16 protein-coding genes are annotated in these 16,986 nt (G+C 69.2%); 6 read left to right on the forward strand and 10 right to left on the reverse strand.

Annotated features, from left to right (window positions below; genetic code table 11):
- A partial coding sequence (locus FOY91_RS09890) for a sensor histidine kinase (protein ID WP_145150799.1) occupies nt 1–1,024 on the reverse strand: 1,024 nt, incomplete at its 3' end.
- 561 nt (nt 1,025–1,585) lie between these two features.
- Between FOY91_RS09890 and FOY91_RS09895 the strand changes: the two genes are divergently transcribed.
- Entirely contained in the window at nt 1,586–1,798 is a 213-nt protein-coding gene (locus FOY91_RS09895; protein WP_145150802.1) for a hypothetical protein, read from the forward strand.
- A 77-nt stretch (nt 1,799–1,875) separates the two neighbouring features.
- Entirely contained in the window at nt 1,876–2,613 is a 738-nt protein-coding gene (locus FOY91_RS09905) for a hypothetical protein (RefSeq protein ID WP_162527197.1), read from the forward strand.
- A gap of 73 nt (nt 2,614–2,686) precedes the next feature.
- On the opposite strand, the gene FOY91_RS09910 is transcribed toward FOY91_RS09905, so the two are convergent.
- Both FOY91_RS09910 and FOY91_RS09915 read right to left on the reverse strand, forming a co-directional pair.
- Nucleotides 2,687–3,439 carry an NUDIX hydrolase gene (locus FOY91_RS09910; RefSeq protein WP_145150808.1) on the reverse strand — a complete coding sequence of 251 codons (753 nt, stop codon included), beginning with the start codon at nt 3,437–3,439 and terminating at the stop codon, nt 2,687–2,689.
- Nucleotides 3,436–4,086, reverse strand: a complete 651-nt coding sequence (locus FOY91_RS09915) for a TetR/AcrR family transcriptional regulator (protein WP_162527198.1) — start codon at nt 4,084–4,086, stop codon at nt 3,436–3,438. The genes FOY91_RS09910 and FOY91_RS09915 overlap by 4 nt, the downstream gene beginning before the upstream one ends.
- Nucleotides 4,087–4,209: 123 nt before the next feature.
- On the opposite strand from FOY91_RS09915, the gene FOY91_RS09920 reads away from it, so the two are divergent.
- Genes FOY91_RS09920 through FOY91_RS09930 form a run of 3 tightly spaced genes read left to right on the forward strand, consistent with a single transcriptional unit; the run spans nt 4,210 to nt 10,052 of the window.
- Entirely contained in the window at nt 4,210–5,376 is a 1,167-nt protein-coding gene (locus tag FOY91_RS09920) for an efflux RND transporter periplasmic adaptor subunit (protein WP_145150816.1), read from the forward strand.
- A gap of 13 nt (nt 5,377–5,389) precedes the next feature.
- Nucleotides 5,390–8,593, forward strand: coding sequence for an efflux RND transporter permease subunit (locus FOY91_RS09925; RefSeq protein WP_145150882.1), 3,204 nt, complete (start codon nt 5,390–5,392; stop codon nt 8,591–8,593).
- The gene (locus FOY91_RS09930; RefSeq protein WP_145150819.1) at nt 8,586–10,052 is read left to right on the forward strand and encodes an efflux transporter outer membrane subunit; all 1,467 of its coding nucleotides are present in this window, start codon (nt 8,586–8,588) and stop codon (nt 10,050–10,052) included. Before FOY91_RS09925 ends, FOY91_RS09930 begins: the two co-directional genes overlap by 8 nt.
- 10 nt (nt 10,053–10,062) lie before the next feature.
- On the opposite strand, the gene FOY91_RS09935 is transcribed toward FOY91_RS09930, so the two are convergent.
- The 6 genes from FOY91_RS09935 to FOY91_RS09960 are packed head-to-tail and all read right to left on the reverse strand — an operon-like array spanning nt 10,063 to nt 14,775.
- Complete coding sequence (locus tag FOY91_RS09935) at nt 10,063–10,386, reverse strand: hypothetical protein (RefSeq protein WP_145150822.1); 324 nt, start codon at nt 10,384–10,386, stop codon at nt 10,063–10,065.
- Between the two features lie 51 nt (nt 10,387–10,437).
- Nucleotides 10,438–11,514: a chorismate synthase gene (gene aroC / locus FOY91_RS09940; RefSeq protein WP_145150825.1), complete on the reverse strand. Its 1,077-nt coding sequence runs from the start codon at nt 11,512–11,514 to the stop codon at nt 10,438–10,440.
- Nucleotides 11,511–12,062, reverse strand: a complete 552-nt coding sequence (locus tag FOY91_RS09945; RefSeq protein WP_145150828.1) for a GNAT family N-acetyltransferase — start codon at nt 12,060–12,062, stop codon at nt 11,511–11,513. The genes aroC and FOY91_RS09945 overlap by 4 nt, the downstream gene beginning before the upstream one ends.
- The gene (gene fabI / locus FOY91_RS09950; protein ID WP_145150831.1) at nt 12,059–12,862 is read right to left on the reverse strand and encodes an enoyl-ACP reductase FabI; all 804 of its coding nucleotides are present in this window, start codon (nt 12,860–12,862) and stop codon (nt 12,059–12,061) included. The genes FOY91_RS09945 and fabI overlap by 4 nt, the downstream gene beginning before the upstream one ends.
- A 10-nt stretch (nt 12,863–12,872) precedes the next feature.
- Entirely contained in the window at nt 12,873–13,817 is a 945-nt protein-coding gene (locus tag FOY91_RS09955) for a YihY/virulence factor BrkB family protein (protein ID WP_145150834.1), read from the reverse strand.
- A 7-nt stretch (nt 13,818–13,824) separates the two neighbouring features.
- Nucleotides 13,825–14,775 carry a DnaJ C-terminal domain-containing protein gene (locus FOY91_RS09960; RefSeq protein ID WP_145150838.1) on the reverse strand — a complete coding sequence of 317 codons (951 nt, stop codon included), beginning with the start codon at nt 14,773–14,775 and terminating at the stop codon, nt 13,825–13,827.
- Nucleotides 14,776–14,957: 182 nt separating this feature from the next.
- Here FOY91_RS09960 and FOY91_RS09965 point away from each other — a divergent pair, with 182 nt between their 5' ends.
- Entirely contained in the window at nt 14,958–16,079 is a 1,122-nt protein-coding gene (locus tag FOY91_RS09965; RefSeq protein WP_145150841.1) for a zinc-binding metallopeptidase family protein, read from the forward strand.
- A 12-nt stretch (nt 16,080–16,091) separates the two neighbouring features.
- Here FOY91_RS09965 and FOY91_RS09970 read toward each other — a convergent pair whose 3' ends face one another.
- Nucleotides 16,092–16,973, reverse strand: a complete 882-nt coding sequence (locus FOY91_RS09970; protein ID WP_145150885.1) for a transglutaminase family protein — start codon at nt 16,971–16,973, stop codon at nt 16,092–16,094.
- Nucleotides 16,974–16,986 lie beyond the last annotated feature (13 nt).

Here is a 16,986-nt window from a genome sequence, read left to right on the forward strand (position 1 = left end):
CGAAGCCGCTGCCGTGGAACAAGACCATCACCGACCCCGGCGCCCGGGTCTCGCGCGCGTCGTACAGCCGGCCGCGGATCGTGCGGTGGTCGGCGGGCGCGGCCATCCCCCCGGCTACCGTCAGCTGACCCACCGGCGCATTGGCCCCCTCGCGCATCGCCCGGATCGCGATCGTGACCGGGGTGTTCGATCGGGCGACGCCGTATTTGATCGCGTTTTCCACCAGCGGCTGGATCAGCAGCCCCGGCACCAGCAGCTTGCAGGCCTCCGGCGCGCAGCGGATGTCCGCCCGCAGCCGGTCGCCGAAGCGGACGCCCTCGATCTCGAGATAATCCTGGGTCAGTTCCAGTTCGTCGTCCAGCGGCACCAGCGCCGTCGGATCGAACGCCAGCGACGAGCGCAGGAAGGCGGACAGCTTGTCGGTCATCAGCTCCGCCTCCTCGTTCCGCCGGGTCACGATCATCGCGGAAATCGCATTCAGCGTGTTGAACAGGAAATGCGGGTTCAGTTGCAGCCGCAGCGCCTCCAGTTGCGCCTGCTGGGTGGCGGCGCGGGCGGCGGCCAGCTGGCGCTCCTGCGTCAGCGCGCGGCGGCGCGAGAGGGAGAGCTGGAACAGCCCCACATTCACGCTGAACACGAAGAGATAGTTCAGCAGCGCGCCCGAAGCCCGCGCCATGTCGCGTGGCAGATGGCTCCAGGCACGACGGAAGTTCTCGGCGATCCAGCCGGTGAAGACGAAGTCGAACGCCGTCTGCGCCGCCGCCGTCAGCAGGATCGCCACGGCCAGTGCGGGCAACCGGCGGACGCGCGGCCAGGCCGCGACTGTGCGGAACAACGCGAACAGCGGCAGCGCGAACACCATCGAGACGAAGACCGTCGATCCGTCGAGCGCCACGCCCTGCCACCCTTCGCCGGCATGGCGGGCCATGATGACGGGCAGGAAGATCAGCAGCACGAACAGCCACAGCGCCACCGTGGAAAGCAGCGCGTCGGACCATCGGGCATCGGCACGGGCGGCGGGCATGGGGCTGTTTCCGCGAGGATCTCGGGCGACGGTCGCCCCGTTCGGGATACCGCGCTATCCCTGCATGGCAAGGGCGCCTGATGATCGTGTCGCACCGCGTCGTCGGATCCCACCCACGGCCGCCGGCAGATACGATGTCCTCGATCGATCTGCGGCAGGCAAAAAAAAGGGGCCGGCTCGAAAGCCTGCCCCTGAAGTTTTAGGAGAGGATGCCTGAAAGGCTCGATCTTTGTGCACCGCAGCACCGATTCCCGCAATTGCAAAGCGATCCCATGCGATTGCACGAGACGCAATCGTGTGGGGTCGCTTTCAAAGGGTGCTGCGACCGGCGAATATATCGGCATAGCGCCGACGCATCTCTCTCCTGCGAAGTCTCTTTTGGACTTTCGTCCCGGCCGCAGCACCGAAGTGTACCGCGCGTTAATGACCGGGAGCAACTGCGCTGATCCGCCGGATATGCTGTGGCGCAGCGGACCGGGCCGTCGCCGCACCTTAAGAGGCCGTAAACATTTACCCGCGATATCTCCGGAACGGATCAGGCCACGGATCAGGGAGGTAGCGATGGGTTTCTGGAGCAGGGCGCCGATCGGGTCGGCCAAACCCCTCTCGGCGCTGAAGCAGCGATATATCGAACTCGGCTCGCTGCAGGCGCTGGCCGAGGCGGAAAGCGTCGATATCGCGTGGCTGGGCCGGCAGTTGAAGGCCTATGATCGCCGCGTCGCCGGCTCGGATGCCGATTATACCGGACCGGAGCGCCGTCACCCGCGCGACTGACCGACTCGGTCTTACCCTCTCGACTCTGCCGGCCATCATGTCATCCTTGGCCCCGATTGACCGGGGGGAGTCGGGGCATGAGGATACGGGAACCGGGCATGGCCCCGCTGGCGACGGCTTTCGCCGCGCTCGCCTTGTTGCCGGCGTGTGCCAGCGTCACCCGCCCCGGGGCCGTCGCCGTCGCCCCGCCGCCGGTTACCGCGGCACCGCTGCCGCCCGCCGGGGCCTCGGCCGGGCTCACCATCCCCGTCACCGACGCCGAAGGGCGCTACCGTACGCCGAACAGCGGTCTCGGTCGGGCCGCCACGATATGGCACGTGCGCGCCGCGCTGAACGTGGCGGCGCTCGGCTGCCGCGGCCCGGCGGAGGCCACGCTGATCGCCGACTACAACCGTCTCCTCGCGGACAAGCGCAAGGTGCTCGCCACCGCCTATGCCCGCACCGAGGCCGATACCCGCGCCGCCGGCGGCAAGGACTGGCGCGACGTGCATGACCGGCGGATGACGCAGGTTTATAATTTCTTCGCCCAGCCGCCCGCCAAGACCCGCTTCTGCACGATCGCCACGCAGGTCGCCGGCGAGGCGGCCGCCATGCCGGCCGCCGATTTCTCCGCCTTCGCCGCCACCGCGCTGCCCCGGCTCGAGGCTCCGTTCCTCGATTTCTATCGCGCCTACGATACCTACCGCCGCGATCTGGCGGCATGGCAGGCCCGCGCCCGGCCGGCGACGCAGCTCACCTACGCCCCGCTCGATACGGTCATCACATGGTCGCCCGCACCGGACCGCCGCCTCGCCACCGCCGAATCGACCCCCTGATCCGATCGGGGCGAACCAGTGAAGCCCGGCCCGCACCCGTAGGGGCACCACGGCGCGCCGCCGCCTCGCCGGGTCAGCCGCGCCGCACGCGGGACATCGGTTCGGCCGTCACCGGATAGCCGCACCCCTCTGGAATGCAGAGCCATTCCTCGCCCTCGCGCATTTCCAGAAACGGCGTGATGACCGTCACGGGATGGTCGGCGGCATGGGCCCGCGCGATCGCGATCGTCGAGAGTTGCGCCAGCCGTTCCAGATTGCGCCGGGTGGGAAAGATCACATGATGGTGGCCCGCGTCCGCCGCGTCCAGCAGCGCCTGCGGTGTCGCCCACGTCACGCGCACGCTCTCGCCGCCGTCGGCCGAGGCGATGGCGTCCGCCGGCGCCTCGGCCACGAAGAACAGCGTATCGAAATTGCGCCGCTCGGGTGCATTCGGGCGCCACCGGGCGAACGGGGTGAGCGCGTCCGCCTCCAGCCGCAGCCCCTCCCCGGCCAGCAACCCGCCGAAATCCTGCCCCGCCGCCAGCCCGGCGCGCAACCGGGCAACCGAGGCGGCATCGGGCGCCGGCACCAGCCCCACTGCGATGCCGACCTCCTCGATCGTCTCGCGCACCGCCGCCACCCGCGCCACCGCCGACTCCGGATCGCACCCGGCCGCCATGCCGGCGGCCACCGCGTGGTCGCCGGGGTCCACCCGTCCGCCCGGGAACACCATCGCACCGGCAGCGAACGCCATGCCGCCGGCCCGCTCCATCATCAGCACTTCGGCGACGCCGTCCGCGCCGGGGCGGAACAGCACGAGGGTGGCGGCGGGGATCATCATGGTCATGCCGCCCTCCCCGCGTTCCCCGCGGCGATCGCATAGCCCGCGACGAACACCTCCACCGCGCTGGTCAGGCATTGCGCCTCGGTTCGTTCCTGCAAGCCGGCCCGGTCGCCGAACAGCGCGCGGGTCTGGGCCGCATGCAGCGTCATGCCGAGGAAGAACTGCGCCGCCATCATCGGATCGGGGATGCGCGCCGCGCCCGCCTGGTCCCACCGCGCGAACAGCCGCGCCAGCCATTCCACGCGGGGCTGGTGGGCATTCTCGTAGATCGCATGGGCGAACGCCGCGTCATCGAGCGATTTCGCCATCACCACGCGCATCAGCCGGATCATCTCGGGCCGGGCCAGGTCGGCGTGGATCGACTCGGCGATGGCGCGCAGCAGCCCGGCCGGCGATCCGCCGCGCGCCACCAGCGCATCGAGTCGCTCGATCCCCTCGAACCGTTCCTCGGCCACGATCGCGCGCAGCAGCCCCGCCTTGTTCTCGAAAACGGCATAGAAGGTGGAAAGCGACCCGCCCGATCGCCGCACGATCGCCGCGAGCGACACCGCATCGTAGCCCTGCTCCATGAACAGCGTCCGCCCGGCATCGATCATCGCCGCGCGACGGCGTGCGCGCCGGTCCGGCAGATCCCCTTCCCCGCTCGTCATTTTCATCCCGCCCCTGGATGCCGCACTGCAATATCAGCGTTGACGGGAAGTGTAGCGAGGCTTACACATCGCGGCAAGGTTCGGTCGTTGCTGCGACCATGCGGCAAGAGGTATTGCAGCGGAATGTCAGTTCAACGCCGGTCGGCTCTCCCCCTCCTCCTGCTCGCAACCGCACTGTCGGGCTGCGCCAAGAAGGAGCAGCCCGCTCCCCCGCCACCGCTGGTGGAGGTCGTCACCCTCGCGCCGCACCCGGTTTCCAACGTGGTCGAGCTGCCGGGCCGCGTGCAGGCGGTCCGCACCGCCGAGGTCCGCGCCCGCGTGGACGGCATCGTCGAGCGCCGGCTGTACGAGGAAGGTACGGACGTGCGCGCCGGCCAGCCGCTGTTCCGCATCGATCCGCGCCAGAACCAGGCCGCCTACAATGCCGCCCGTGCAGCGCTGGCCCGCGCCGACGCCGCCGCGCTCAACGCGGCGCAGGTCGCGCGCCGCTATGGCCCGCTGGTGGGCCAGCAGGCGATCAGCGGGCAGGAATATGACGCCGCCGTCGCCCAGCGCCGCCAGAGCGACGCGGATGCCGCCAGCGCCCGCGCGCAGGTGGAACGCGCCCGGCTCGACCTCACCTACACCACCGTCACCGCACCGATCGCCGGCCGCGCGGGCCGCGCGCAGGTGACGGAGGGTGCGCTGGTCAGCGCCAGCTCCGCCACCCTGATGACGACGGTCGAGCAGCTCAACCCGGTGTACGTCAACTTCTCGCAGTCGCGCGGCGAACTGCTCAAGCTGCGCGCCGGCATCGCCAGCGGCGCCATCCGCGCGCCCTCGCTCGATCGCATCCGCGTCACGCTCGAGCTGGACGACGGCACGCGCTACGGCCCCGCCGGCCACCTCGACTTCCTCGACATGTCGGTGGACGAGACGACGGGCACCGTCTCGATCCGTGCCGAATTCCCGAATCCGCAGTCGGTGCTGCTGCCCGGCCAGTTCGTCCGCGCGCGGGTGGAAGGTGGCGTGCTGACGCGCGGCCTTTCCGTGCCGCAGCGCGCGGTTCAGATCAGCCCGCAGGGTGCCTCCGTCTTCGTGATCGGCAAGAACAACATCGCGGCCCCCCGCCCCGTCCGCCTCGGCGAACTGCAGGGCAACGAATGGGTGGTGCGCGAGGGATTGAAGGCAGGTGACCGGGTGATCGTGAACGGCCTGCAGAAGGTGCGCCCGGGCGCCCCCGTGCGCATCGCCCCCCCGGCGCGTCCGGCGGCGCGCCCGGCGGCCGCCCCCGCCACCCCGCGCCAGTGATCGCCCGCTCGTGATCGCCCGCTTCTTCATCGACCGCCCGGTCTTCGCCTGGGTCATCGCCCTCGGCATCGCGCTTGCCGGATTGATGGCCCTGCGCGTGCTGCCGATCGAGAACTACCCTACGGTCGCCCCGCCCTCGCTGACGATCGGCGTCACCTATCCGGGTGCCGACGCGCAGACGCTGGAGCAGAACGCCACCCAGATCATCGAGCAGGAGCTGAACGGCGTCGAGGGATTCCTCTACATGTCGTCGACCAGCCAGTCGAACGGCACCGCCACCATCACGCTCACATTCAAGGCGGGCACCGACCTCGACGTCGCGCAGACCGAGGTGCAGAACCGCCTGACCCGCGTGGAGCAGCGCCTGCCCGAGGAGGTCCGCCGTCAGGGCATCCTCGTCAACAAGGCGTCGTCGGGCTTCCTGATGATCGTCGCGCTCACCTCCAAGAGCGGCACGATGTCGGCGCTGGAGCTGGGCAACGTCGCCAACACCCAGATCCTCGACGAACTGCGCCGGGTGAACGGGGTGGGCGATCTGCGCCTGTTCGGCTCCGAATATGCGATGCGGATCTGGCTCGATCCGGACAAGCTGGCCAACTTCAAGCTGTCGGCCGCCGAGGCGCTGGCCGCGGTGCAGGAGCAGAACAGCCAGACGGCCGGCGGCCAGATCGGCGACCAGCCGACCGCCAAGGGTGCGGAGATCAACGCCACGATCGTCACCCAGAACCGCTTCACCAACCCGGAGCAGTTCGAGAACATCATCCTGCGCGCCAATCCCGATGGCTCCACGGTGCGCCTCGCCGATGTCGCGCGCGTGGAGCTGGGCGCGCAGACCTACACCAGCAGCAACGAGCTGAACGGGCGGCCGATGGCCGGCATCGCGGTGCAGACCGTGCCTGGCGCCAACGCGCTCGCCACCGCCAAGGGCGTCACCGCCCGGCTGAAGGAGCTTGAGAAGACGCTGCCGGCGGATGTCGCCTGGTCCAGCCCCTACGATGTCACGCCGTTCATCACCGCCTCGGTCGACGAGGTTGTCAAGACGCTGATCGAGGCGATGGCGCTCGTCTTCGTCGTGATGTTCCTGTTCCTCCAGAACTGGCGCTCCACCGTGATCCCCACGCTGGTGGTGCCCATCGCGCTGGCCGGCGCATGCCTGGGGCTGTGGCTGTTCGGCTTCTCGATCAACGTGCTCAGCCTGTTCGGCATGGTGCTGGCGATCGGCATCCTGGTCGACGACGCGATCGTGGTGATCGAGAATGTCGAGCGGATCATGGCCGAGGAACATCTCGGCCCGCGCGAGGCGACGATCAAGGCGATGGACCAGATCACCGGCGCGATCATCGGCATCACGCTGGTGCTGATGGCGGTGTTCATCCCGATGGCCTTCTTCCCCGGGTCCACCGGCGGCATCTACCGGCAGTTCTCGATCACCCTCATCGTGTCGATCGCCTTCTCGGCGCTGCTGGCCCTCACCCTCACGCCGGCGCTGTGCGCCACGCTGCTGAAGCCGCACGACCCGGACAAGAAGCCCGGCCGTTTCGCCTTCGCCACGCGCTTCTTCGACCGTTTCAACGGCTGGTTCGGCCGTACCACCGATCGCTACCAGCGGCGCGTCGGCGGCATGCTCAAGCGGCCGCTGCGCTGGCTGGCCGTGTTCCTGCTGCTCGTGGGGCTGACCGGCTTCCTGTTCACGCGCGTGCCCGGCGGCTTCCTGCCCACCGAGGATCAGGGCTATCTGATCTCCGTCGTCCAGGCGCCCCCCGGCGCCACCCTCGAGCGCACGGACGAGGCGCTGACGAAGATGAAGGCATTCTACGCCAAGCAGCCGCAGGTGAAGGACACCGTCCTCGTGCGCGGCTTCAGCTTCTTCGGCCAGGGCCAGAATGCCGCGATGATGTTCACCGTGCTGCACCCGTGGGAAGAGCGCAGCGGCACCGAGAACTCGGCCACGACGCTCGTCGGCAAGGCGATGCAAACGCTGATGGCGATCCCCGAGGCGCAGATCTTCACCCTGTCGCCCCCGCCGATCCAGGAACTCGGCAACGCCAGCGGCTTCACCTTCAAGCTGCAGGATCGCGAGGGCAACGGCAATGCGGCGCTGATCGCGGCGCGCAACCAGCTGCTCGGCATGGCATCGCAGAGCCCGGTGCTCGCCGGCGTCCGCCCCGAGGGCATGGAAGACGCGCCGCAGCTGCGGGTGCTGATCGATCGGGTCCGCGCCCGCGCGCTGGGGCTGGCCATCGCCGACGTGAACGCCACGCTCTCGATCGCCTTCGGCTCCGCTTATGCCAACGACTTCAACCGCGAGGGTCGCGTGCTGCGCGTGCTGCTCCAGGCCGATGCTCCCTTCCGCATGACGCCGGAGGACGTGCTGAACCTGCGCGTGCGCAATACGACGGGCGAGATGGTGCCGTTCAGCGCCTTCACCAGCGCAAGCTGGGAATCCGGCCCGCCGCAGCTCCAGCGGTATAATGGCTACTCGGCGGCGACGATCTCCGGCACGCCGGCCCCCGGCCGCTCGACGGGCGAGGCGCTGGCCGAAATGGAGAAGCTGGCGGCCAAGCTGCCCGGCGGCTACACCTATGAATGGACCGGCACCGCCTTCGAGGAGAAGGCGGCCGGTGGCCAGGTCGCCGGGCTGCTCGGGCTGTCGCTGGTCGTGGTCTTCCTGCTGCTGGCCGCGCTCTACGAAAGCTGGACGGTGCCGCTGGCGGTGCTGCTGGTCGTGCCGCTCGGTATCCTGGGCGCGGTGCTGTTCACCATGTTCCGGGGCATGTCCGCCGATGTCTATTTCAACGTCGGCCTCATCACGATCATCGGCCTCGCCGCCAAGAACGCGATCCTGATCGTGGAATTCGCGATCGAGCGCGAGGCGGAGGGCGACAGCGTGCTGGATGCCACGATGCAGGCGGTCAAGCTGCGGCTGCGGCCGATCATCATGACCTCGCTCGCCTTCGTGCTCGGCATGGTGCCGCTGTTCCTCGCCAGCGGGGCCGGCGCCGCCAGCCGCCGCGCGGTGGGCACGGGCGTGATGGGCGGGATGATTACCGCCACCATCCTCGGCATCTTCTTCATCCCGGTGTTCTACATCGCCGTGCGCCGCTGGCTTACCCGCAAACAGCCGCATGCCGCCGGCCATGCCGACAGCACGGCGGAAGACCCGCCGCGTACGCCACCGGGCAACCATGACACCCCAACGGCACCCGCCAATGCGTAACATCGCCATCCTGCTCGCCGCCACGGCGTTGTCCGCCTGTTCGCTGGCGCCGCCGCACACGCGCGGCCCGCTGCCGGTGGCGCCCGCCTACCAGGCGGAATATCGCCCGGAGATCGGCACCCGCCGCGCCACCGCGATCCCGTGGCGCACGTTCTTCACCGATCCCCGGTTGCAGGCGATCATCGCCATCGCGTTGCAGAACAACCGCGACCTCAAGGTCTCCGTCGCCCGTATCGCCGAGGCGCGCGGCCAGTACCGCATCCAGGGCGCGGACCGGCTGCCGACGCTCAATCTGGGCGGCAGCGCCACGCGCAACCGTATCGGAGTCAATTCGCTGGGGGCGAACGGCATCGTCACCGGCACCGATGGCGGCACCACCGGCGGCGTCTCCGGCTTCACCTACAACCAGTATTCGGTGAACGTCGGGGTCTCCTCGTTCGAACTGGATTTCTGGGGCCGCGTCGCCAATCTCACTGCGGCGGCGCGGGCGAACTACCTGTCCACCGTGGTCGCCGAACGCGCTTTCCGCCTCTCGCTGATTCGCGACGTGGCGATGAACTATCTTCAGGCGCGCGAATATATCGAGCGGATCGAGATCGCCGAGGCGACGGTCAAGAGCCGGATCGAGGGTCTGCGGATCGCCAAGCTGCGGCTCGATGCCGGCGTCACCTCCGCGCTCGATTACCGCCAGGCCGAAACGCTGCTGACGCAGGCCGAAACCGCGCTCGCCGCCCTGCGCCTCCAGCTCGCGCAGACGCGCGATGCCGTGGCGGTGCTGCTCGGCCAGCCGATCCCGGCCGACCTGCCGCCCGCGCTTGCCACCGCCCAGCAACCGATCACGCGCGACATCGCGCCGGGCCTGCCCTCCGAGTTGCTCGACAACCGGCCCGATATCCTGTCCGCCGAGGAACAGTTGCGCGCCGCCCGCGCCAATGTTGGCGCCGCAAGGGCCGCCTTCTTCCCGTCGATCACGCTTACCGGCAGTGCCGGCTACACATCGTCGGCGCTGGGGGATCTGTTCAAGTCCGGCAGCTTCCTGTGGAACGTCGGCCCGTCGCTCAGCCTGCCGATCTTCGACTGGGGCCGCCGCGAGGGCAACCTCAGCGTGGCCCGCGCGCGTGCGGATATCGCGGTAGCGACCTACGAGAAGACGGTGCAGACCGCCTTCCAGGAAGTGGCCGATGCGCTCGCCGGCCGCCGTTACCTCGCCGAACAGGTCGAGGCGCAACAGCGCGCCACGCTCGCCCAGCGCAAACTGGCCGAACTGGCGCGCTCGCGGTACCGCAACGGCGTGGCGAACTATATCGAGGTGCTGGACGCCGAGCGTAACCTATTCGAGGCGGAACAGGCGCTCATCAGTGCCCGCCGCGCCGAGCTGGACAATCTGGTAAGTCTCTACATTGCGCTGGGCGGCGGCCTCGACGGCACGCCCGAACCGGCGCCGGTCGCCGCCCGCTGACGGTTCGGGCCTAGCGCCCGCGCCCCGCCTTCTTCATCGCTTTCGTGGTCGTCTTCGTGCCGGTCGTCGTTCCCGTCACCGCGGTGCCCGTGTCGGCATCGACTGTCGCGCCGCCATCTGCCGGCCGCGTCGGCGTATCGATCGAGCGGTTGACGACATTGCCGGTCGGCCCCTGATCGATCCCCGCATCCTGCGGTGCCGTCGTCGCGTCGACCGAGCCACGCAACGTGGGATCCTGCGACCCACCGCTCACCGCCGGATTGGGGCCGACCTGCGCCGTCGCCATCACCGGCGCGGCCAGCGCCATCAGGGTCAAAAGCTTGAAACCATTCATGTTCGTCTCTCCTGTTACGCCCGGTTCAACGAGCGGCGACAGGATAGGATGCTACGCCCCGCCCACCTGCGCGCGGTGCAGCAGCTTCTGGTCGGCCAGCACCAGCGCCACCATCGCCTCCACCACCGGCGCGGCGCGGATGCCGACGCACGGATCGTGGCGGCCCTTGGTACGGATCTCGGCGGCGGCACCATCGCGATCGATCGTCGGCACCGGCGTCAGGATCGAGGAGGTCGGTTTCAGCGCCACGCGCAGCACCACTGGCTGACCGGTCGCGATACCGCCGGCAATGCCGCCGGCATGGTTCGCCTCGAACAGCGGACGCCCCTCACCGCCCGGCCGCATCGCATCGGCGTTGGTCTCGCCGGTCAGCCGGGCGGCGGCGAAACCGTCGCCGATCTCAACGCCCTTCACCGCGTTGATGCTCATGCAGGCCGCCGCCAGTTCGCTGTCCAGCTTGGCATAGAGCGGCGCACCCCAACCGGCCGGCACCCCCTCGGCGACGCATTCGATCACCGCGCCGAGGCTCGATCCGGCCTTGCGCGCGGTATCCACCGCCTCGATCCAGCGCTCCACCGCGCCGGCATCGGGGCAGAAGAACGGGTTGCGGTCGATCTCCGCATCGTCGAACGCCGCCCGGTCGATCGGATCGCCGCCCAGTTCGACCAGATAGGCGCGGATGCGGACCTCGGGGATCACCGCCCGCGCCACGCCGCCCGCCGCCACCCGCGCCGCCGTCTCGCGCGCGGAGGAACGGCCGCCGCCGCGATAGTCGCGGAAGCCGTATTTGGCGTCGTAAGCATAATCGGCGTGGCCGGGCCGATAGGCCTTGGCGACCTCCGAATAGTCCTTCGATCGCTGGTCGACGTTCTCGATCATCAGGCTGATCGGCGTACCGGTCGTCCGTCCCTCGAACACGCCGGAGAGGATGCGCACCGTGTCCGGCTCCTGCCGCTGCGTGGTGAAGCGGCTGGTGCCGGGGCGGCGTTTGTCCAGCCACGGTTGCAGGTCGGCCTCACTCAGCGCCAGCCCGGGCGGGCAGCCGTCCACCACCGCGCCCAGCGCCGGTCCGTGCGATTCGCCCCAGGTGGTGAAGCGGAAGACGCGGCCGAAGGTGTTGAAGCTCATGCCTCGCTCTCCAGCCGGGCGAAGGCGGCGGCGTGCGTCGCGGCGCCACGTGGGCCGCACGGCACCAGTCCGCCCTGCAATGCCGCCGCCATCAGATACGGCCCGGCGTAGGGCGAGGCATAGCCCGCCGCCAGCGCCGGATCGAAGCCGAAACGAGCGTAGAAGGCGGGGTCGCCAAGCGCAAAGCACAGCACCACGCCGGCCGCCTCCAGCCGCTCCAGCCCGGCGCGGACCAGCGCCTCGCCGACCCCCTGCCCGCGCGCCGAGGCGATCACCGCCAGCGGGGCGAGCGCCACCGCCGGCACCGACACACCGTTCGATTCCACCGTCATCCGGCTGAACGCCACCATGCCCGTGACGGCGCGGCTTGCCTCATCCTCGGCAACGAGCGCCAGCACCATGTCGCCATCGCCGCACAAGCGCATCACCAGCAGCGCCTCGTCCTCACGCGGGAAGGCGGCGCGTAGCAGCGCATCGACCGCCGGCACGTCGGTCGCGGCGACGTCGCGGACGATTACGGTCGGGGCGGACGGCGAGGCGGGCGTCATGCCAGCGCGATGTCCGGGGCGTCCTCCGCCTTCATGCCGATCACGTTGTAGCCGGCATCGACATGGTGGATCTCGCCCGTCACCCCGCTCGCCAGATCGGACAGCAGATACACGCCGGCCCCGCCGACATCCTCGATCGTCACGTTGCGGCGCAAGGGCGCGTTCAGCTCGTTCCATTTCAGGATATAGCGGAAATCGCCGATGCCGCTGGCGGCCAGCGTCTTAATCGGTCCGGCGGAGATGGCGTTGACGCGGATGTTCTCGGGGCCGAGATCCATCGCCAGATATTTCACGCTGCTTTCCAGCCCGGCCTTGGCCACGCCCATCACGTTATAGTGCGGCACCACCTTCTCGGCACCGTAATAGCTCAACGTCAGGATCGAGCCACCGTCCGGCATCATCGCCCGCGCGCGACGGGTGACGGCGACGAACGAATAGACCGAGATGTTCATCGTCAGCAGGAAGTTGTCGAGGCTGGTATCCACGTACAGCCCGCGCAGTTCGTTCTTGTCCGAAAAGCCGATGGCGTGGACGAGGAAGTCGATCGTCGGCCAGCGTTCCGCCAGCGTGGCGAAGGTGGCGTCGAGATCGGCCATGTCGCCGACATCGCAATCGATCAGGAAGTCGGACCCGACCTCGGCCGCCAGCGGGCGCACGCGCTTGGCCAGCGCCTCGCCCTGATGGCTGAACGCCATCTCGGCGCCCTGCGCATGCAGCGCCTTGGCGATGCCCCAGGCCAGCGACCGATCGTTCGCCAGCCCCATCACCAGACCGCGCTTGCCTGCCATCAGCCCAGCCATCTCAACTCCCTCAAGCCGTTACCGCCGGTTCCGTTACGCCAGGCGAGGGGGGTTCCGCCAGTGCCGCGTTCAGCTGCGCGCCGATCACGAGGCCGAAACCGACCAGCCAGAAGAAGAACAGCGCGATGATCGTGCCGGCCAGACCACCATAGGTCAGGTCGTACCCGCCCAGCAGCCCCAGCGCCCGGGGCAGCGCCATCGTCACCGACATCCACCACAGCGCGGTGAACACCGCGCCCGGCCACTTCGGGCAGTCGGACATGCGGTATTTGGACGGGGTGAGCGAATAGAACAGGATGTAGAGCGCCAGCGCCAGGATGGCGAGCGGCGCCAGCCGGCCGATGCCGATCCACCCGCCCAGATCGGCGGCGAACGGCAGCAGGCGATAGATGAACTGCTCGGCCGCCGTCAGCATCACCTGCGCGCTGAAGGCGGCGAGCGCGAGGATGACCGAGACGATGATCATCGCCGCCGAAGTGAGCCGATAATGCCAGAACGCCCGCGAATAGCCGGTGCCGTAGGCGCGGCGCAGGATATCGCGGATCGTCTCGATGAAGCTGCCGACCGTCCACAGCCCCACCAGCGCGCCCAGCCACAGCAGAGATCCGGTGCGCGCCAGCAACACGTCGTTGATCGGCTTGCGCAGCAGGTCGGCGACCGAGGAGGGGACGGTGCGCAGAAACGAATCGATCGCGCGCGCCGTATCCGGCCCGTGGCCGAAGAACTGCGCGAGCGCCGCCAGGATGATGAAGAACGGAAACAGCGTCAGCAGCGCCAGATAGGCCAGGTTGCCGGCGTGGATGAAGCCATCGGAATAGACGCCGACAACCACCCGCTTGATGACCGCGAACGCCTTGCTGCCCGGCCCGACGCGCTCGATCCCGCGGTCCAGACGGGTGCGCAGCGTGGCACGCTGTGCGCGCGCCTCCGGCGCCTCGGGGGAAACATCCTGCATCGGGAGGCTAGACGCCGAGCCCCGCCCTCGGGTTGCGTGTCGCCGCGCCTTCCCATTCCTCGACGAACGCCTGCAACGCGGCATCGTCGGCCGGAATGTCGATCGCCAGCGTCACCAGCTGGTCGCCGCGCCCGCCATCCTTCCGGTGGAACCCGCGCCCCTTCAGCCGCAGCGTCTTGCCCGATGTTGCGCCTTTCGGCACCGACAGCTTCACCGCGCCCTCCACGGTCGGCGTGGTCACGGCCGCACCCTTCACCGCCTCGTCCAGCCCGATCGGCAGGTCCAGCCGCACGTCGTCGCCGTCGCGCGTGAAGAAGCGGTGGGGGCGTATCTCGATCGTCAGGATCGCGTCGCCGGCCCCGCCCGCCCCCGCCTCGCCCTTGCCGGAAAGCCGCATCTGCGTGCCGTCCTCGACGCCGGCGGGCAGCTTGATGTCGATCGTCTTGCCGTCCGACAGCGTCACCCGCTGCGGCTTCAGCGCGGCCGCCTCCTCGAACGGCACGGACAGGCGGTAGGCCACGTTCGCGCCCTTGGGGGCAGGCCGCCGCGCGCCGCCGCCGCCGAACCCGGCATTGAATCCGCCGCCCCGACCGCCGCGCCCGCCGCCGAAGATCCCCTCGAAGATGTCGCCGAACTCACCGCCCTCACCACCGAACTCGAACCCCGGCTGGCCCGCGCGGCCACCGTTCGGGCGAAAGCCGCCGCCCCCGCCGCCGAAGCCGAACGGCGCCTTGGGGTTGCCCTGCTCGTCGATCTCGCCGCGATCGTAGCGCGCGCGCTTGTCCTTGTCGGTCAGCAGATCGTAGGCCGCCGTCACGTCGGAAAAGCGTTCCGCCGCCTTGGGATTGTCCTGATTGCGATCGGGGTGCAGCTCCTTGGCGAGCTTGCGATACGCCTTCTTGATCGTCGCCTCGTCAGCGCCGCGTTCCACCCCGAGTTTCGAATAGATATCCGCCATGGCCACCCGTTACGCTGTCGTCGCGCGGATCGCCATCTGTTGCACATCCGCAACAGCCAGATGTGCAGTCCGCCCGCCGAACGCAAGCCCCGACAGTCGCGTGATAATCTTACGCCAGAATGGCACCGTTCGGGCAATGTGACGTTCAGCGGACCAACCCAGATCACAAGCGGGACAAACTCGTGACACCATTCTCCTGCCCGAACTGCGATCGCCTGGTCCATTTCGAGGTCCGCATATGCCCCGCCTGCCAATTCTCGCTGGGCTATGATCCGCGCGCTGGCGCCTTCCTGTTCCTCGGCGACAATCTCACGACATGGCGCGACACTAACGGCGACGCGCACGAGGTGCAGGCATGCGCCAACAACGACGGCTACGAGGTATGCAACTGGCTGGTCGGGCTGGATGAGAACACCCCGTATTGCCGCGCCTGCCGGCACAACCGCACCATCCCCGACCTCTCGGTGGACACCGTGCCCGAACGCTGGGGCAAGGTGGAGGCGGCCAAGCGGCGGCTGTTCCACACGCTGATGAAGATCGGCATCCCGCTGGAAACACAGGGCGAGGCCGCCGCCGCCGGGCTGGCGCAGGGGCTTGCCTTCGATCTGCTCTACGATCCTTCCGCCGAGACGATGGGGCAACCCCAGATCCTGACCGGGCACGATGGTGGCCTCGTCACGCTCAACCTGATCGAGGCCGACGATGTCGAGCGCGAGCGCGTCCGCCGCGCCATGGGCGAGCCGTATCGCACCCTGCTCGGCCATTTCCGTCACGAAGTGGGGCACCACTTCTGGTCCCGCCTGATTCAGTATGACCCCGATGAGGTCGCAGGCTTCCGCGAGGTGTTCGGCGATGAATCGCTCGATTACGCCACCGCGCTGCAGAACCATTACGGCAGCGGCAAGGTGTGGACCGACGACTACGTCAGCTTCTACGCCACCTCGCATCCGTGGGAGGATTTCGCCGAGACGTTCGCCCATCTGCTCCACATCATCGACACGCTGGCGACGATCGGCGGCTTCGGCGCCACGCTGGCCCCCTTCCCGGGGCCGGAGGCGCACCCCGGCGCGCTGGTCGACTTCGATCCGTACACCGCGCCGACCGACGCGCTGATCGCGCAGATCGTGCCCTTCTCGTTCGCGTTGAACGCGATCAACCGCAGCATGGGGCAGCCGGACCTGTACCCGTTCCATCTGTCACCGGTGATCGTGAGCAAGCTCGATTACGTGAACCGGCTGGTGCAGCGCCATCGCGTGCAGCCGGCCAGCCCCACCACCGCCCCGGCGCCGGCACAAGCCGCCTGAAGCGGTCGGCCGTCAGCCCTCGATCGGCGCCACGTCCACCGACACGTCGATCTTCTGGCGGCCGCCCCCCAGGAAGATGCCGTCGACTGGGGCGACATCGGCATAATCGCGGCCGATCGCGGTGACGATGTGGTCGCCGGCCATCGCGCAATCGTTGGTCGGGTCGAAACCGATCCACCCGCGCGCCGGCCCGCACCAGATCAGCACCCACGCATGCGTCGCGTCCGCGCCCACGAGGCGCGGCTTGCCGGCGGGCGGAATGGTGCGCAGGTAGCCGCTCACATAGGCGGCCGGCACCCCGCTGGCGCGCAGGCCCGCGATCATGATCTGGGCGAAATCCTGGCAAACGCCATGCCGCTTGGCGAACGCCTCGGCCGGTGGCGTATCGGCCTCGGTGGCGGTGCCGTCATAGCGGAAATCGGTGAAGATCCGCCGGGTCAGCGCAAAACCCGCCTCCACGATGCCGCGCGCCGGATCGAGTTCAGCCGCACAATAATCGGCGATCGCGGGGTCCAGCGCGATCAGCGGCGAGGCGAACAGATAGCTCGCCGGCCCGGTCGGCCCCAGATCGCGCGAGGCGCGCGCCGCCGCGCCCACCTCCGCCACGGTCGGGTCGTCCGCGCGCACGTCGGGCACGGGGCGGTTCACCGTCACGCGAAACCGGCTGTCGATCACCACCTCGCCCGCCGGCCGGTCGATAAGCATCCGCGTCACGTTCACCGCATAGCCGCTGTCGCGCGCCTCGCCGAAGCTGGCGCGCGGCTCGACGTGGAAGGCGTGGCTCTCCACCACCTGCCCATCCCATTCGATCGGGCGCAGCCGCAGGTTGCAGCGGGTGAAGCGCACCGGCCGGGCATAGCGGGTGCGGGTGCGGTGGCTCACGTCGTAGCGCATCGTCGTCATCGTT

The sequence above is a fragment of the Alterirhizorhabdus solaris genome, assembly GCF_007785815.1.
Taxonomy (GTDB): Bacteria; Pseudomonadota; Alphaproteobacteria; order Sphingomonadales; family Sphingomonadaceae; genus Alterirhizorhabdus; species Alterirhizorhabdus solaris.

Bases quoted from the DNA above. Each gene is read 5' to 3' on its own strand.
- FOY91_RS09895 (WP_145150802.1), top strand. From the start codon at position 1,586: ATGGGTTTCTGGAGCAGGGCGCCGATCGGGTCGGCCAAACCCCTCTCG.
- FOY91_RS09905 (WP_162527197.1), top strand. From the start codon at position 1,876: ATGAGGATACGGGAACCGGGCATGGCCCCGCTGGCGACGGCTTTCGCC.
- FOY91_RS09910 (WP_145150808.1), bottom strand. From the start codon at position 3,439: ATGACCATGATGATCCCCGCCGCCACCCTCGTGCTGTTCCGCCCCGGC.
- FOY91_RS09915 (WP_162527198.1), bottom strand. From the start codon at position 4,086: ATGACGAGCGGGGAAGGGGATCTGCCGGACCGGCGCGCACGCCGTCGC.
- FOY91_RS09920 (WP_145150816.1), top strand. From the start codon at position 4,210: ATGTCAGTTCAACGCCGGTCGGCTCTCCCCCTCCTCCTGCTCGCAACC.
- FOY91_RS09930 (WP_145150819.1), top strand. From the start codon at position 8,586: ATGCGTAACATCGCCATCCTGCTCGCCGCCACGGCGTTGTCCGCCTGT.
- FOY91_RS09935 (WP_145150822.1), bottom strand. From the start codon at position 10,386: ATGAATGGTTTCAAGCTTTTGACCCTGATGGCGCTGGCCGCGCCGGTG.
- aroC (WP_145150825.1), bottom strand. From the start codon at position 11,514: ATGAGCTTCAACACCTTCGGCCGCGTCTTCCGCTTCACCACCTGGGGC.
- FOY91_RS09945 (WP_145150828.1), bottom strand. From the start codon at position 12,062: ATGACGCCCGCCTCGCCGTCCGCCCCGACCGTAATCGTCCGCGACGTC.
- fabI (WP_145150831.1), bottom strand. From the start codon at position 12,862: ATGGCTGGGCTGATGGCAGGCAAGCGCGGTCTGGTGATGGGGCTGGCG.
- FOY91_RS09955 (WP_145150834.1), bottom strand. From the start codon at position 13,817: ATGCAGGATGTTTCCCCCGAGGCGCCGGAGGCGCGCGCACAGCGTGCC.
- FOY91_RS09960 (WP_145150838.1), bottom strand. From the start codon at position 14,775: ATGGCGGATATCTATTCGAAACTCGGGGTGGAACGCGGCGCTGACGAG.
- FOY91_RS09970 (WP_145150885.1), bottom strand. From the start codon at position 16,973: ATGCGCTACGACGTGAGCCACCGCACCCGCACCCGCTATGCCCGGCCG.